We start from the raw sequence: 17,218 nt of genomic DNA, 5'->3' as shown, positions 1-17,218 counted from the left end.
TATTAAGGCAATGTCATGTCAGAACAAAAAAACGGCCAGTCACGCCGTGATTTTCTGCTGAAAACTATCGCTATCGCGCCAGCCATGGCTGTCGGGACGGCAGGGATAGGGGCTCTAGAGAGTCGAAGTGTCTTGGCTGCAGACAACACTGGTTCTACCCATTCTCAGGCGAGAGAGTACCAACCTTCTTGGTTTACGGCTGAAGAATTTGCATTTATCACCACTGCCGTAACGCAACTGATCCCGAAAGATGAGCGTGGCCCGGGTGCATTAGAAGCAGGTGTTCCTGAGTATATTGATCGTCAAATGAATACCCCTTATGCCACCGGTGCAAACTGGTATATGCAGGGGCCTTTTACCCCCGATGTAGAAAAAGAGTTTGGCTATCAGCTGCCTTTAGTTCCGCAGCAAATCTATCGATTGGGGATTGCCGAGGCAAATCATCAAAGTCAGCAGCAATATGGCAAGATCTTTGCCGATCTTAGTGCAGAGCAACAAGTTGAATTTCTCAAAGCCTTAGAAAGCGGCAAGGTGAACTTCCAGCAACTGCCATCGAAAACTTTCTTCTCATTCCTACTGCAAAATACCCGCGAAGGCTTCTTTAGCGATCCTATCCACGGTGGTAATCAGGGATTAGTGGGGTGGAAATTAATTAATTTTCCAGGCGCGCGTGCAGACTTTATGGATTGGGTGGAGCGTGGTGAACGCTACCCATTACCACCAGTATCGATTCGGGGTGAGAGAAGTTAATTATGGCGAATGAACAGAAAAAAGTAGATGCGGTAATCGTCGGCTTCGGTTGGGCAGGTGCGATTATGGCGAAAGAGTTAACCGAAGCGGGCCTGACAGTGGTCGCGCTGGAGCGTGGTCCACATCGTGATACTTATCCCGATGGCGCTTACCCACAATCAATCGACGAATTAACCTATAACGTTCGTAAAAAACTTTTCCAAGATCTGTCCAAAAGTACCGTAACCATCCGCCATAATCCCTCGCAAACGGCGGTGCCTTATCGCCAGCTTGCCGCATTCTTACCGGGTACCGGTACGGGTGGCGCAGGGTTACACTGGTCGGGCGTTCACTTTCGCGTCGATCCTACAGAATTACGTCTGCGTAGCCATTACGAAGAGCGTTATGGGAAAAACTTTATTCCAGAAGGTATGACGATCCAAGATTTCGGTGTCACCTACGACGAACTCGAACCGTTCTTTGATCAATCAGAAAAAGTTTTTGGTACCTCAGGCACTGCTTGGTCGATTAAAGGCAATGTCGTGGGTAAAGATAAAGGGGGGAACCCTTATGCGGGGGATCGCTCGCAAGACTTCCCACTGCCTGCCCAGAAAAGAACGTATTCTGCGCAATTATTCTATAAGGCTGCGCAAGCGGTGGGTTACCACCCCTACGATATGCCTTCAGCTAACACCTCTGGGCCTTATACTAATACTTATGGGGCGCAAATGGGGCCGTGTAACTTCTGCGGTTATTGTAGTGGTTACGCTTGTTACATGTATTCTAAGGCGTCGCCGAACGTTAATATTCTGCCGGCGCTTCGCCAAGAGCCTAAATTTGAACTACGTAACGATTCCTATGTACTGAAAGTAAACCTGACCGATGATAAAAAGCGCGCAACAGGTGTCACCTATGTGGATGCACAAGGTCGGGAACAGATTCAACCTGCAGATTTAGTGATCCTCTCAGCCTTCCAATTCCACAACGTTCACCTAATGTTGTTGTCTGGCATTGGTAAGCCGTACAACCCTATCACCAATGAAGGGGCAGTGGGACGTAACTTTGCCTACCAGAATATATCGACCCTTAAAGCTTTATTCGATAAAAATACGACTACCAACCCGTTTATCGGAGCAGGCGGTGCAGGTGTTGCGGTGGATGACTTTAACGCGGATAACTTTGACCATGGTCCGTATGGTTTTGTGGGTGGGTCACCCTTCTGGGTAAACCAAGCAGGTGTGAAACCGATTTCTGGGCTTCCTGTCCCTGCCGGTACACCCGCGTGGGGAAGTGAGTGGAAAGCGGCTGTTGCAGACACTTATACCCACCATGTCTCGATGGATGCCCATGGCGCCCACCAGTCATACCGTAATAACTATTTAGATCTCGATCCCAACTACAAAGATATTCATGGGCAGCCGCTGCTTCGGATGACATTCGATTGGCAAGAAAACGACATCAAAATGGCACAGTTTATGGTGTCTAAGATGCATAAAATTGCCGAAGCGATGAATCCTAAAGCAATTCTAGGCGCAGCAAAGAAAGAGGGAGCGCACTTCGATACCACCTCTTATCAAACCACCCATATGAATGGTGGCGCAATCATGGGTGAAAACCCAGCCACGAGCGCGATTAACCGTTATCTGCAAAGTTGGGACGTGCATAACGTCTTCGTGCCGGGGGCGTCAGCGTTCCCACAGGGGCTTGGCTATAACCCAACCGGACTGGTGGCGGCTCTGACCTATTGGTCTGCTAAAACTATCCGTGAGGTGTACCTCAAGAACCCTGGCCCATTGGTTCAGGCATAAGGAGAGGCGAATGAAAAAGACTTTTTTAACCCTAGTGTTAACGTTGGTCTCCTCTGGTGCGTTGGCCGAAACGTCAGGTGATCTGGTTAAACGTGGTGAGTACCTCGCGCGGGCAGGGGACTGTGTGGCCTGTCATACTGCAAAAGGCGGTAAACCCTTTGCTGGTGGTCTAGCGATGGCAACGCCGATCGGTACGATTTACAGTACCAATATCACCCCTGATAAGCAGACGGGGATTGGTGATTACAGCTACGACGATTTCCAAAAGGCGGTGCGTCAGGGGATTGCGAAAACCGGTGATACGCTTTATCCGGCGATGCCTTATCCTTCCTATGCGGTGGTCAGCGATGAAGATATGCATGCGCTGTATGCCTACTTTATGCAGGGCGTTCCGGCAGTCGAGCAAGCGAATAAAGCCACCGATATCCCGTGGCCTCTCTCAATGCGCTGGCCACTGGCGATCTGGCGTAAAATGTTTGCACCAGAGGTCAAGCCTTTTGAACCAACCACTCAGGATGACGAAAGTGTCAACCGTGGGCGTTATTTGGTAGAAGGGTTAGCCCACTGTGGTGCTTGCCACACACCACGCAGCATCACTATGCAAGAGAAAGTTCTAAATGGACAGGATAACACCACGTATCTAGCAGGCAGCAGCTCACCGATTGATGGGTGGACCGCCAGTAATTTACGTGGCGATAATCGGGATGGACTCGGTCGTTGGAGCCAGCAAGAGCTGGAGCAGTTCTTACGTTATGGCCGTAATGATCAAACCGCCGTGTTTGGTGGTATGACGGATGTGGTCGAGCATAGCTTACAATACCTGACCGATGCCGATATCACGGCTATTGCACGGTATCTGAAAACCTTAGCTCCACAAGACCCCCATCAAACGCCATTCACTGTGGATGATACGGTTGCGAAAGCGCTGTGGAAAGGAAATGACCAGCAAGCGGGTGCCGGTGAGTATGTTGACAGCTGTGCAGCCTGCCATAAGACAGATGGCACTAGCTATAAACGATTCTTCCCGCAGTTGAAAGGGAATCCAGTTGTCTTAGCTGACGATCCTACGTCACTGATTCACATCATCTTAACGGGTGCTCGTTTACCCGCTGTGGCCGGAGCGCCTACTGCGATTACCATGCCTGCTTTTGGCTGGCGGATGAATGATCAGCAGGTGGCGGATTTGGTTAACTTTGTGCGCAGCAGTTGGGGAAATACTCAGTCTTCAACAGTCTCTGCTAGCGATGTTGCCAAGATCCGCGAACAAGATGGTGTTAAAGGCCAGCAGGGAAGTCATAGCATAGAAATTCTAGAAAAACGTCAGTAATTATTTCTATCTGAATAACGCGGTAATCCTCAGGGCTACCGCGTTTTTTTTTAAATATCTTCGAGGTCTTTACCGCGGGTGGTAGGGCCGAAAATCGCTACAGATAGCACGACCATTACCATACTGAATACGATAAATAATACGACAGCGCTGCTGCCGACTGATGACAGGATCAGGCCAATCAGTAGGCTACTGAGGGCGGTTGAGAGGCGACTAAAGGAATAACAAAAACCGACTGCGCGCGCACGAATCGCGGTAGGAAAGATCTCTGTTTGATAAGCGTGGTAGCTATAGGTTAACCAAGCATTGGAATAGGTGATAAGAAAACCGCAAACGATCATCAGCCAAGGCTGGTGGGCAAAGGCGAAACCTGTTCCACACACTACTGTCATTAATGAAGCCGCAACAATCTGCCATTTGTTTTCGAACCGATTCGCATAGAGTGTGCTAAGTAGTGAGCCTAATGGGTAGGCTAAAGTGATAAAGAATGCATACCCTAAACTGTATGACAGCGATGCCCCTTTGCCTGATAGCAAGGTGGGTAACCAGTTACCGAAGCCAAAAAATCCGATGGCTTGAAAGAAGTTCAACACCATCAACATCAGGGTGCGTTTCCGCCATGTTGGCGACCAAATATCACGAAACTGACCTGTGACTTTGCTCTGAGCAGAGGGAATAGGCTGGTCGGTATTGATCGGCGCACCGCAGCGTTTTTCCATATCCATCATGATACGGTGGGCGGCTTGTACCTGATTTTTCTCCATTAGCCAACGTGGTGATTCGGGCAGTTGCCGTCTGATCAGCCAAATAATCAGTGAGCATACTGCCCCAATAATAATTACCCAGCGCCAGCCCGCTAAGCCAAGCCATTGTTGAGGGATCAACCACCACGAAAGTAGTGCAACGGCGGGTACTGATAAAAACTGCACAAAGAAAGCAAAGGCGAATGCTTTGCTTCGCAGGCGGGCAGGGGTCCATTCTGCTAAATAGGTATCAATTGTCACTAACTCAACACCAAGACCAATTCCAACCAAAAAACGGCACAATAGAATACCTTCGCTACTTTGCTGAAATGCCATAAGAAGCGAAAAAAAGCCGTACCAGCCGAGTGCAAAAATAAAGGTCAACCGTCGACCATAACGATCGGCGAATGGCGCGAGTAGACTTGCCCCAACGAATAGGCCGAGAAAGGTGACGGAAGCAAAAGCAGCCTGATCCGAGATACCTAATAGCCCGGCTTGGCCAACATGAAAAATATGAGCCGCGACCAGTCCGCTACTGATATAACCGGTTTCAAAGAGATCGAATAATTCAAAAAAACCGCCGAGTGCCAAAAGGCTAATAAAGATCCAAAGTGGGCGGGTCGCGGGCAGTGCATCGATCCGTTCGGCAATAGTGGTGGGCGGTGAGGGGGGATTATCAACAGTCATTAGCAGGTTTCCATTCACATTCTGTTTGCATTGAGGATATTTCTATTTTTATTTTGTGGGACGAAAGCCCAGGTTTATCCAGCATAAAGCAAGTTAACAGGTAGGATTAGAAATTTGTGCAGGATTAGGCTAAAAAAAAACCACCCTTTGAAGGGTGGCTTTCCAGTATGAGGCGACAGTTAGAAGCTGTATCCCGCGACGAGATAATAGCCCCAGCCAGTATTGTTAGTCCGCGATCCACCTAAGTCTGCACTACCTTCCCATTGGCCGCCATTATGGAAATAACGGGCGACGAAAGAGTAATGCCAATGCGCGTAGCTTAGCGCCAAGATGTGGCTGGATGCGATGGAGTTTTTCGTCCGCACGGTGCTGTTATTACCGAGGTCAGAGCCCCAGTCGAAGTTGGTGAAACCAATATACGCCAAGTTTCCGCCCCATAGGGTGGTAATCGGGTACATATACTTCACTTTGAAGCGGTAACCATCCCAGCTATCTTCATTGGCTGCACCATAGTTTTCCCACTGGTACTTCGCATAGACGTTTAAGGACAGTGAGAGTTTAGTCCCAGTATCAATATCGGTCCCTAACCCCATATACCAAGTATTTTGACGATTTTTATCGTTAGGCCCCATATCGTAGATATAGTTATTGGCAAAGTACCACTGTTTGATAGGACCGATACTGAGGTCGGTATTGGTCAACTTATCGATTGAGAAACGGGGTTCAATCTCCATAAATAATGGCGAGCCTTTGCCCTTATCCCAAATTCCGACATCGTTTGCGTTGCCCACGCCAAAAAACTTAGGGACATCGACGTAACCGTAAAAATCGAACCAATCTTTATGCGCAAAGGCCTCATATTCTAAATAGATATCGTTATTTGGATGAGGGCCAAAACGGGTGTGGTAGCTGCCGACAACGTTGACACTTTGGTGCCACCAATCAGAGAGGTATTCGGAGGAGTCATCTGCCCAAGCAGAGGTTGCAGCAGTGGAGGCTAATACTGTGGCGGCTATCAGTGATTTATATTTCATTATTATTTGCTCATCGAGGATGTAAAACGCGAAAAATGAGTCCCACAAGGTCGTAACAGGTAGTTAGAAAGTGCATACCCTATTTGTCGGCAAGGATTTTACCCTTAAAGAGGGTTTTTTGTGGCACTATAAAAAAATTATAATGTGATCAAGATCACACTTTATCTATATGGTATTGAACTATTTGTGAATTTTTTACTATGAGATGAATAAATAGACAGTGGCCCTATGAGGATTAGGGATACTCGTCGATTGTAAGGTGAAGCCATGCTAATATTTAAAAAGTTGAATAATTAATCGGTTGATCGCTAACCCCTTTCTTAGATAAGTGCTTAATTACGTCACATTGGGCCGAATGTTTGCTTTAAAGGATGCTATTTATGATGAATTCTGAATCTGAATCCGCTTCACTACGCGAAGACCGATTTGAACTTGCGTCAATATTGCGAACATTTCAAAAGCAGCAACAGACTTTGGTGTTGGCTTCTTTGGATGACGATAAGCAAACCTTTTCAATGGTAAGAATGGAAGGGAGTCGTATTCGATTACTTCCTCAACAGAATCCCGGACCGCTTGCTTCACCTTTGACATTAGTCGCGGAAGGGAGCGAGGCTAAAATCATCTTTAGTATCACCAATGTGGTGACTACCGAGCGACAGGGCCAGCAGCAATGTCTCGGAGAATTAGTGCCGACATTTTCCTACATCCAACGGCGAATCAACTTACGTGTCCCTGTCCCATTAAGAGAAGCATTCACGCTTGCAATCCATCTCCCAGGGCATGTGGAATTACACCGCTTCTTTGTCGATAATTTCTCTACTGGCGGGATAGGGCTTTTCAGCCTTGGACTCCCGGATCCTGCTTTTAAGCAAGGGGCTATTTTCAAGAAGGTTGACCTGAACTTAGGCGAATACGGTGAATATAAAGTTAACGTTGAGGTGATCTCTTTAGCACCTCTGGACGAGCCTCTAGTAGACCATCCCGAACTTACTCACCGCATTTCGATGCGTTTTCTCAATTTGTCGCTGATCACACAGCGGACGTTTAATAAGATTGCCTACACCTTTGAAGTGAACTTCAATCGTAAACGTTAAGCTAGTAGTATGACTTAATTGGATTTTAAGGTATTAATTATCCTTAATTCATTTATTTTCTACACTTAGAAGACGATCGACGTTAAGGGGGATGTTAATGGAACTTGAAACAGAACGTTTGCGATTACGGCAGTGGCAGACTTCCGATTTGATCCCTTTTCGGGAAATGAATCAAGACCCAGACGTCATGCGTTTTTTTATGAATCCGCTCAGCGCCACACAGAGCGATGAGCTAGCCAAAACCTTTCGACTTATCATCCAGCGTAAAGGCTGGGGCTTCTGGGCGGTTGAGCTAAAATCCACTTCCCAGTTTATTGGTTTTTGCGGGCTGCACGAGCAGCCGAACAAATTCACTTTTTCCCCCTGTGTGGAGATAGGCTGGCGTTTCTCGTCGTCTTTTTGGTCACAAGGATTGGCGACGGAAGCTGCCGAGAGAGTGTTACAATTTGCCTTCGAAAATCTTAGTTTACAGCAAGTTGTGGCGTTCACTTCCGTGCATAATCACCGATCTGAACGTTTGATGCAGCGGCTGAACATGACTCGACAGCGCACTTTCAATCATCCTCACATTCCTGCGGAACATCCCTTAGCTGAGCATCTTCTCTATGCATTTCAGCGGTCGGATTTTTTATTGTCTTAAGACAATACATTGATGTAAAAGAGAGGTTTCTGGCGATCTATCTCACGTTTTACCGATAATCATCTTGAGGCAGACTGACGAGTCTGACAAATTGCCTGAAATAGGGTGAAGGGGTGAGATGAAGATCGTTAAAATCTTGAACAACAATGTCGTGGTTGTTCAACAAGGCTCAAAGGATGAGCAGATTATTATGGGTCGAGGTATCGCCTTCCAGAAACGTTGTGGCGACAGTATCGATCACAGTAAAATTGAGAAGATCTTTGCGCGGCAGAATAATCCATTATTTGACCACTTTGTCGAATTGATTCAACAGATCCCTCTCAATGTACTTCTTACCTGTGATCGAATCGTCACCTATGCTCGCCAGCAACTAGGCCCTTTACAAGAAAGCTTATTTATCTCATTGGCCGATCACTGCTTCGGCGCTTTAGAACGAAAACGTAATGGTATCGTTTTGCATAATCGTCTGTTATGGGAAACTCAGCATCTTTATCCAAACGAGTACCACGTGGCAGTGGTGGCCTTACAAATTATCGAGCAACGGTTAGGGGTAACACTGCAGCTTGATGAGGCGGGTTTTATCACATTGCATTTTGTCACCGCTCAGCTGAAAGGTGATGTGCAAGAGGTCACCCAAGTCACCCGTTTAATACAAGAAATGTTAAATCTGGTGAAATATCACCTAAGTATTGATTATGACGATAAAAGCATTGTTTACCAGCGATTTGTTACGCACTTAAAGTTCTTTGCACAGCGTTGTTTAGCCCATACTCAGGTTGATAGTGAAGAGAGTGAATTAACCGAAACTATCCATAATCAGTACCCGTTAGCCTGGTCAGCGGCTGAGCTAGTGGGTAAACATCTGTCGCAGCATTATCAGCATCACATTCAGCCAGAAGAGTTATTGTTTTTGACGTTACATATAGAGAAGTTACGCAAAGAAGCACAGTAAATTGACAGGATTGTTACTACTTCGGTAGGCAAAACCTGGGTCTCGTCTGAACAAGGCGGGTCCCGGGTTTTTTTGTTTTTACAGGGAATTAAAGGTTATCACCGATTATTGGAGGGAAAATGGATTATCAATCACTCGCGGAAAAGATTATAGAAAGGGTGGGCGGGAAAGAGAATATTACCAGTCTCGTTCACTGCGCAACCCGCCTGCGCTTTAAACTCGTGCAATCAGCAGTTGCCGACACTGAACGGCTCAAAAGTCTGGACGAAGTGATCGCTGTGGTGAACAGTGGTGGGCAATTTCAGGTAGTCATTGGCAACCAAGTCGGTGATGTCTATCAAGCCATCAAGGTTATCTTAGATAATGGGATTGGGGCGAGTGAAGTGACCAGAGACGACGCCGTAACGCCCGCAGGGCAATCGACAATTTTGGCTCGTTTAATCGATATTATATCAGGGATCTTTACTCCCTTTATTGGTGTGATGGCCGCCTCTGGCATCATGAAAGGGCTGCTGGCGTTGGCAGGGGCATGTGGGGTATTGACGACTGAAGGTGGAACCTATCAAATCTGGTACGCGGCCAGTGATGCACTGTTTTTCTTCTTCCCACTCTTTATCGGTTATACCGCAGGCCAGAAGTTTGGCGGTAGCCCCTTTATCACGATGGTTATCGGCGGGGCACTTACCCATCCTTTAATGATCAAAGCATTCGAAGCGAGCCAAGCGGGGCAGTCTACTGAACATTTTTTGGGGATACCGATCGTCTTCATTAATTACAGCTCCTCAGTTATCCCGATTATTCTAGCGTCGTGGGTGAGCTGTTCAATTGAGAAGCGTATTAGACCCCTCCTGCCTTTAGCCGTTCGCAGCTTTTTTACTCCGGTCATTTGTTTGGCGACAGTTGTTCCCCTCACTTTTTTAGGTATTGGTCCTTTGGCGACAGGGTTGAGCCATTTGTTGGCGGAAGGCTATGAGGTGATCTATCGCTTTGCACCTTGGTTAGCTGGCGCGGCGTTGGGGGCGGTGTGGCAAGTTTGCGTGATTTTCGGTCTTCACTGGGGCCTTGTACCGCTGATCTTTAATAACCTCGTTGTTTTCGGACAAGATTCCATGATGCCGATGATTCTGCCTGCGGTGATGGGCCAGATTGGCGCAGTGCTAGGGATCTTCTTCTACAGCCAAGATCCTCGTCAAAAAGCGCTAGCCGGATCGTCCTTCTCTGCCGGGATCTTTGGGGTAACGGAACCGGCTATTTACGGACTCACGTTGCCACTCCGTCGACCTTTTATTATTGGATGTGTAGCGGGTTCACTGGGTGGGGCGATGGTTGGGTTCTTCGGTACCCATACCTACTCCTTTGGTCTCGCCAATATTTTCACGCTTATCCAAATTATTCCGCCTTCGGGGATTGATAGCACAGTATGGGGGGCCTTCATCGGTAACGCTGTTGCGGTACTCGTCGGCTGCCTCGGGACCTATTTTTGGGGACGTCGTACTCAGCTTACAGATGCTGCACCTGTGGCCAATATGCCAGCAACCTATACGATGCCGACGGTCGAGCCATCATTGCCTTGCCACAACTCGCCTTTAGAAAAAACCCACACGCTGCTTACTCCAATGACAGGGCAAGTTATCGCGCTGGCCGATATTCCCGATCCGACCTTCGCCGGAGGACTACTGGGACAAGGTATTGCCATTTTGCCGACTGAGGGAGAAGTTCGCGCACCTTTTTCTGGCACGGTTGAGTCGATTTTCATCACGAAACATGCTTTGGGCTTGCGCAGTGAGCAGGGTGTTGAGGTATTGATTCATGTCGGTATTGATACTGTCAAACTGGCAGGTGAGCCGTTTACCCTGCATGTGGCAGAAGGCGATCAGATTACCGCGGGAGATTTACTCTTAACCTTTGACTGCCAAGCCATTACGGATGCTGGACTCTCTTTGGTTACCCCGATTTTGGTCACCAATAGTGATGATTTTAGTACCGTGGAGTGTGTAGCAGATAACGAAGTGACAGAGCTACAACCTTTATTAATTATTACAGCCTAAGTTAAGGAGATGACAATGAAACAGTTTCCAACCGATTTTCTGTGGGGGGGAGCCGTGGCGGCTAATCAAGTAGAAGGAGCTTGGCAAGAAGAAGGGAAAGGGCTCTCAACATCAGATGTACAGCCGACAGGGATCTTTGGGGAAGTGAATGACCGTAAAGGCCGTGCTTTTAGCCTGAAAGATATCGCTATCGATTTTTATCATCGTTACCCTGAGGATATTGCGCTATTTAGCGAAATGGGTTTTGGCATACTGCGTGTGTCGATTGCTTGGACACGTATTTTTCCAAAAGGTGACGAGTTAACGCCCTGTGAAGCCGGTCTAGCTTATTACGATAAATTATTCGACGAGCTGGCGAAACAGGGTATTAAAGCGATGGTTACCCTCTCACACTATGAGATGCCTTGGCATCTCGTCACCCACTATGGTGGCTGGTCAAATCGAGAAGTGATTACCTTTTTTGAGCGTTACGCTAAAGTTGTGTTTAAACGATACGCTGAAAAAGTAAAATGGTGGCTGACCTTTAACGAAATCAATATGTCTCTTCATGCGCCGCTGACCGGTGTCGGGTTACAAAATGGCTGTAGTGAAAGTGATGTCTACCAAGCCATTCATCACCAGTTAGTGGCCAGTGCCTTAGTGGTTCGCGCTTGTCATCTGCTCATTCCGGACGCGAAAATCGGCAATATGTTACTAGGTGGTCTGGTCTATCCACTGACTTGTCAACCTAACGATGTCTTTGCAACCCTACAAGAGAATCGTAAATGGCTATTCTTTGGCGACGTACAATGTCGAGGCGCTTACCCCGGCTATATGTTGCGCTACTTCCGTGATCAAGGCATTGATGTCGTCATCACGGAAGAGGATAAACATATTCTCAAGCAAACCGTCGATTTTATCTCATTCAGTTATTACATGACGGGTTGTGTTACCGCCGATAAAGCGTTGAATAAGAAAATTCGTGGCAATATTCTTAATATGGTGCCGAATCCGCACCTGCAAGCGTCTGAATGGGGATGGCAGATCGATCCAGTAGGATTACGTACCTTACTCAATGAGTTATGGGATCGTTATCAAAAGCCTCTGTTTATCGTGGAAAATGGATTTGGTGCTAAAGATCACCCTGATGAGAATGGGCAAATCCAAGATGATTATCGCATTAGTTATATGAATGACCATCTTGTCCAAGTCCGCGAAGCAATAGAAGATGGTGTTGAGGTACTGGGCTATACTTCATGGGGACCGATTGATCTTATCAGTGCCTCAAAAGCCGAGATCAGTAAACGCTATGGCTTTATTTATGTGGACCGTCAAGATGATGGATCTGGCACCTTAGCAAGAACCAGGAAGAAAAGTTTCTACTGGTATCAAGACGTGATTCGTACTCATGGCGCGAGTTTGAAAGCGTAAAACGGGAAAGAGGCATCTTTGGATGCCTCTTTTTTAGGGGGATGGTCAGATGATGTGTAGTCTTTAGAAAATCATCTTCATCCAAGGGTAGCCAATAAACAGTAAGGCGAGTAAGAAAATAACACCGAAGATTGAACCTAGCCGCCAATAGTCTTTGGTAGGTAAATAACCGCTACCATAATAAATAGGACTCGGTCCGGTACCATAAGGTGTAATGATCCCCATAATGCCTAGAGAGGTCACGAGTAATAAACAGAAAATCGGCATATCAATACCAGGAATCGCTGCCCCAATAGTAAGAATAGCGGGGAGCAATGCCGTGGTATGTGCCGTTGAGCTGGCAAAGAGATAATGGAGTAAGTAGAACGCTAAAAAGAGCATTACGGTGGCAACCGTTGGGCTAATCCCCGTTAACAGTAGTCCTGCCTCTTGACCTAACCAGCGAATAAAGCCGACTCTGGCTAAACCATCCGCCAAAGCGACTAATGTGGCGAACCACGCAAAGGTATTCCACGCAGGCTTATTACTGGTGATATCGTTCCAAGATAGCACGCCGGTCCACAACATCAACACCACCACGAGCAATGCCGCCATCGCCGGTTCAATCCACGCCGCAGCAAAGATCCACATTAGTAACGCACAGCAGACAAAGCACAGCAGTAAAATCTCATTACGTGACATCCTACCGAGTTTTTTAAGTTCACTGGCTGCCCATTTCGGCACTTCCTCATTAACTTTGACTTCGGGCGGATAGAGCCAGTAAGCCAACAGCGGCATAGTGACAATCAGTAAAATCCCGACAGGGAGGAAGGCTAAAAACCATCTTCCCCACGTAATATCAATGCCTACCACACTTTTAACCAGCGCTAAAGCCAGCAGATTGGGGGCTAGCGCAGACAAAAACATTGAGCTGGTAATACAGGCTGCTGTGATGGCGACCCACATTAAATAAGAGCCAATCTTACGAGCGCTTGGGTCATTAGGTTTGGAGCCATAAAGTGGGGGGAGATTGGCGATAATTGGATAAATAGTCCCACCACTGCGTGCCGTGTTCGAAGGGGTGAACGGCGCTAATAATAGATCGGCGAAAGTAATAGCATAGCCTAGGGTTAAACTCCTACGGCCAAGAAACTTCACTAAAATCAAGGCTAGGCGTCGGCCTAAATTCGTTTTGTCATAGCCTGCAGCAAACATAAATGCGCCGAAAATTAACCAGACCGTCGAGTTACTGAAGCCGCTTACCGCCCACTTAAAGGCTTGATTGGCTGTCTTGAATTGCGGATCCGCCAGTTGTTCAGGGCTAAATAATAGCCATTGATTGAAGATCGCGACTACAACGATTCCCGTCAGGCCAATCACTGCGCCGGGTAAAGGCTCAAAAATCAAGCCGACGATCACCGCAGCGAAGATAGCAAAAAAGTGCCAAGCGTGGGGAGATAAGCCTTCTGGTACAGGGGTGGCTAATAATAGTAATGCTATCAAGGCGGGGAGAAGAAAAATGATGGCTTTTTTTGCTCGCCCTGATGTGGGGGGCGGAGCAGGAGAAACGTTTTGTTCACTGTCCTTAATCATGAATAATCACTCAGTAATCGATCGATGGAGGAGAGAATGCAGCCGAATTTATCTTCACCATCATCGATTTTTTACTCAGTGAGGTGTTGATTTCTATCAAAAGATAAAAGAGTGCCTTTCAAGCTCGCATTAAGTTTATTAATTTTTTGATCCTAAACAAATTTGGCGTGAGTTTATATAAATGAATTAAAAATCATATAGTTAAATATTTGTTAAGCATTGTTTGAATTTATGTTTGACTTATTTCCAATACGTATTCATTTATTAATTTATCACCGTTCTTTGATCTAGACGAAGGGGGAGGAAAATCGCATCGGCTTATAGTGGGGAAAATAACTCTCTCTTGCCATGTAACGATAGCCTCTGGAGCGCGAATGGATCTTAATAACGTCTTGAATACCGCATTGTGTTTCCCAAAAGGTCAAACCATCAAAAACAGACTTCTAATGGCCCCTATGACAACCTGTAGTGGGTTTTACGATGGAAGTGTTCCGCAAGACTTAGTCGAGTACTACGGTAAGCGCGCACAAGGGCTGGGTGCTGTGATTGTCGAGTGTTGCTTCATCGAGCCACTGGGACCTGCCTTTCCAGGTGCCTTGGGGATTGATAGCGACAAAAAAATTCCAGGGCTGGCCCGTATTGCGAACGCGATCAAACAACAGGGCGCGCTCGCGATCTTACAGATCTACCATGGTGGGCGGATGGTAGAGCCTGAGTTGATCGGTGGTAAAACACCGGTTGCACCGAGTGCTGTCGCGGCGGCTCGTGAAGGGGCAACAACGCCGCGTGAACTGAGTAGCCAAGAGATTGACGTATTGATCACTAAATTCGGTGATGCGGTAAATCGGGCGATCAAAGCTGGGTTTGATGGGGTGGAAATTCACGGAGCAAACACCTATTTGATCCAGCAATTTTTTTCCCCGCATTCTAATCGGCGGCAGGATCATTGGGGAGGTGATCGCGAAAAACGCACTCGTTTTCCGCTAGCCGTCTTGGATATTGCTCACCAGATGGTCGATCGCGCTGAAGCTAACGATTTTATTATCGGTTATCGCTTTTCACCCGAAGAGATGGAAAAACCGGGGATTACCTTTAAAGATAGCCTCTATCTGCTCGAGAAACTCGCGCAACGTGGGCTAGATTACGTACATTTTTCGGTAGGACATTGGTCGCGATCATCGATTATTGATCTGGCGGATCACACGCCACTTATCACCCGCTATCGGCAAGCACTTTCTCCCTCCTCAAGCCTAGCAAAAGTTCCAGTGATCGGTGTAGGGGGGATTGTTAATCGAACGGATGTCGATCAAGCCCTGGCTGCGGGCTACGACCTGTTAGCGGTAGGTAAGGCCTGTATTGTTTATCCGGATTGGTGGCAGCGTCTGCATTCTGGTGAGCGCTTAACGCTGGAGATGGAGAGTACGCAACGCGAAGCTCTGTCTATACCGGAACCCCTGTGGTACTTCTCCTTGGTCGATGCCATGATCCGCGATGTCCAAAATGTGGGTAAAAAGTTCAAAGCCGGGGTCTACCATGAAAAAGTGGAAGCGGAAGCGCTTAAATTGGTCATTGATGTTCAACTCGATACCGATCGGATCACTGATATTCGCTTGCAGCCGGACAGTAGTCTGGATGTCGACTTTACGCAGACTTTTGAACAATTACGCAGCCGGATGTTAGTGGCGAACAGTCCTTATGTCGATGCGATTGCCGGGGCAACGACGCAAAGCGAGGCACTCAAAAAAGCCGTCTCACGCGCGCTCTCTACCTCCACCAAACACTGGGCAGAAGATAGTGGGGTCGATCCAGCCAGTTTAGAACACTATGACGTCATTGTGATTGGTAGCGGTGGTGCGGGATTAGCTGCCGCCATCAATGCCCACGATCTGGGGGCAAAAGTCGTCGTGGTTGAGCGTATGCCGACAATCGGGGGGAATACCCTTAAAGCTTCCGTTGGAATGAATGCGGCGCAAACCCGCTATCAACAAGAAAAAGGGATTCAAGACAGTAAAGCCTGCTTCTATGAAGAAACTTTAAAAGGCGGGAAATTTAAAAACAATCCCGATTTGTTGCAGCAATTTGTGGAAAGGGCCCGGAGGCTATAGATTGGCTAGCTAAACAGGAGATCGTGCTAAGCGATATTACGATCACTGGCGGAATGAGTATTGATCGAACTCACCGTCCTGCTGATCGTTCTGCTGTGGGAGGATTTTTAATAAGTGGGTTAGTGAAAAATCTTACCCAGCGTCATATTGAAGTCCTGCTCGACACTAAGGCCGATAATATTGAGTATCACCAAGGGAAAGTTTCTGGAGTGAAGGTTATCGATGAATACGGTGAAAGCCGTATCTTACACGCTAAAGCGGTTATCGTCGCCACCGGCGGGTTTAGCGCTAATACTAAGATGGTTGAGCATTATCGTCCTGAATTAACAGGATTTGTCACCACCAACCATAAAGGCGCAACGGGCAGTGGAATAACCTTATTACAAAACCTTGGTGCGGCGACAGTCGACATGGCGGAAATTCAAATTCACCCTACCGTTGAGCAAAAAAGTGCCTATCTTATTTCTGAATCGATTCGTGGCGGTGGGGCGATACTCGTCTCCCAAGCGGGCGTTCGTTTCTGTAATGAAATGGAAACCCGTGACAAGGTGTCTGCGCAGATCATTGGCTTAGCAGAGAAGAGTGCGTGGATCGTTTTTGATGAGCAAGTGAGATCCCAAAACAAAGCTGCTGAGGAGTATCTTGCGAAAGGTTTTGTGGTCCAAGGTGAGAGCATCGACGATCTCGCGACACAGATCGGCATAGATCCCTCTGTGCTAACACAAACATTAGACACGTTTAATCAAGGTGTTCGTCTGCAGCAAGATCCGCTATTTGGTCGCACAACGGCATTACGTCATCCGTTGGATAAAGGGCCTTTTTACGCGATTAAGGTAGCGCCCGGTGTTCACCATACTATGGGCGGTGTTGCCATTTCGACTCAGGCACAGGTATTGGATACCCATAATTACCCATTAGCGGGTATCTGGGCGGCAGGGGAAGTCGTTGGTGGCATTCATGGTGCTAATCGTATCGGCGGTAATGCGGTGGCGGATATCATTATCTTTGGACTCTTAGCCGGTGAACAAGCGGCTAATTGGGTTAAAACGGTTTAACGTCGTAACAAGGG

General features: G+C 47.4%; 11 protein-coding genes and 1 pseudogene. 9 read left to right on the top strand and 3 right to left on the bottom strand.

Annotation, left to right across the window (positions count from 1 at the left end; genetic code table 11):
• Positions 1 to 15 precede the first annotated feature (15 nt).
• Genes MKR94_RS05560 through MKR94_RS05550 form a run of 3 tightly spaced genes read left to right on the top strand, consistent with a single transcriptional unit; the run spans position 16 to position 3,864 of the window.
• A complete protein-coding gene (locus tag MKR94_RS05560; RefSeq protein WP_241645976.1) occupies positions 16 to 750 on the top strand; it encodes a gluconate 2-dehydrogenase subunit 3 family protein in 735 nt (244 codons plus the stop codon).
• 2 nt (positions 751 to 752) lie between these two features.
• Complete coding sequence (locus tag MKR94_RS05555) at positions 753 to 2,537, top strand: GMC family oxidoreductase (protein WP_241645974.1); 1,785 nt, start codon at positions 753 to 755, stop codon at positions 2,535 to 2,537.
• A 10-nt stretch (positions 2,538 to 2,547) separates the two neighbouring features.
• Positions 2,548 to 3,864 (top strand): c-type cytochrome, encoded by a 1,317-nt coding sequence (locus MKR94_RS05550; protein ID WP_241645972.1) that lies wholly within the window; start codon positions 2,548 to 2,550, stop codon positions 3,862 to 3,864.
• Positions 3,865 to 3,914: 50 nt separating this feature from the next.
• Here the strand turns inward: MKR94_RS05550 and MKR94_RS05545 are convergent, their stop codons facing one another.
• Positions 3,915 to 5,294: an MFS transporter gene (locus MKR94_RS05545; protein WP_241645969.1), complete on the bottom strand. Its 1,380-nt coding sequence runs from the start codon at positions 5,292 to 5,294 to the stop codon at positions 3,915 to 3,917.
• Between the two features lie 179 nt (positions 5,295 to 5,473).
• Positions 5,474 to 6,328: a nucleoside-specific channel-forming protein Tsx gene (locus MKR94_RS05540; RefSeq protein ID WP_092671515.1), complete on the bottom strand. Its 855-nt coding sequence runs from the start codon at positions 6,326 to 6,328 to the stop codon at positions 5,474 to 5,476.
• A gap of 380 nt (positions 6,329 to 6,708) precedes the next feature.
• On the opposite strand from MKR94_RS05540, the gene MKR94_RS05535 reads away from it, so the two are divergent.
• From MKR94_RS05535 to MKR94_RS05515, 5 genes are all read left to right on the top strand, one after another.
• Positions 6,709 to 7,422 carry a PilZ domain-containing protein gene (locus MKR94_RS05535; protein ID WP_241645967.1) on the top strand — a complete coding sequence of 238 codons (714 nt, stop codon included), beginning with the start codon at positions 6,709 to 6,711 and terminating at the stop codon, positions 7,420 to 7,422.
• A 91-nt stretch (positions 7,423 to 7,513) separates the two neighbouring features.
• Positions 7,514 to 8,062 (top strand): GNAT family N-acetyltransferase, encoded by a 549-nt coding sequence (locus MKR94_RS05530; RefSeq protein ID WP_241645966.1) that lies wholly within the window; start codon positions 7,514 to 7,516, stop codon positions 8,060 to 8,062.
• 118 nt (positions 8,063 to 8,180) lie between these two features.
• Positions 8,181 to 9,014 (top strand): BglG family transcription antiterminator LicT, encoded by an 834-nt coding sequence (gene licT, locus MKR94_RS05525; RefSeq protein ID WP_241645965.1) that lies wholly within the window; start codon positions 8,181 to 8,183, stop codon positions 9,012 to 9,014.
• A gap of 119 nt (positions 9,015 to 9,133) precedes the next feature.
• Complete coding sequence (bglF, locus tag MKR94_RS05520; RefSeq protein ID WP_241645963.1) at positions 9,134 to 11,062, top strand: PTS beta-glucoside transporter subunit IIABC; 1,929 nt, start codon at positions 9,134 to 9,136, stop codon at positions 11,060 to 11,062.
• Between the two features lie 15 nt (positions 11,063 to 11,077).
• Positions 11,078 to 12,472 carry a glycoside hydrolase family 1 protein gene (locus tag MKR94_RS05515; RefSeq protein WP_241645961.1) on the top strand — a complete coding sequence of 465 codons (1,395 nt, stop codon included), beginning with the start codon at positions 11,078 to 11,080 and terminating at the stop codon, positions 12,470 to 12,472.
• Between the two features lie 63 nt (positions 12,473 to 12,535).
• Here the strand turns inward: MKR94_RS05515 and MKR94_RS05510 are convergent, their stop codons facing one another.
• Positions 12,536 to 14,044: an anion permease gene (locus MKR94_RS05510; protein ID WP_241645960.1), complete on the bottom strand. Its 1,509-nt coding sequence runs from the start codon at positions 14,042 to 14,044 to the stop codon at positions 12,536 to 12,538.
• A 374-nt stretch (positions 14,045 to 14,418) separates the two neighbouring features.
• On the opposite strand from MKR94_RS05510, the pseudogene MKR94_RS05505 reads away from it, so the two are divergent.
• Positions 14,419 to 17,204: pseudogene (locus MKR94_RS05505) on the top strand (flavocytochrome c).
• Positions 17,205 to 17,218: the final 14 nt, after the last annotated feature.

Origin of the sequence: Rosenbergiella metrosideri, from assembly GCF_022602565.1 — a bacterium.
Taxonomy (GTDB): Bacteria; Pseudomonadota; Gammaproteobacteria; order Enterobacterales; family Enterobacteriaceae; genus Rosenbergiella; species Rosenbergiella metrosideri.
This window is presented reverse-complemented; position numbering and strand designations above follow the sequence as displayed.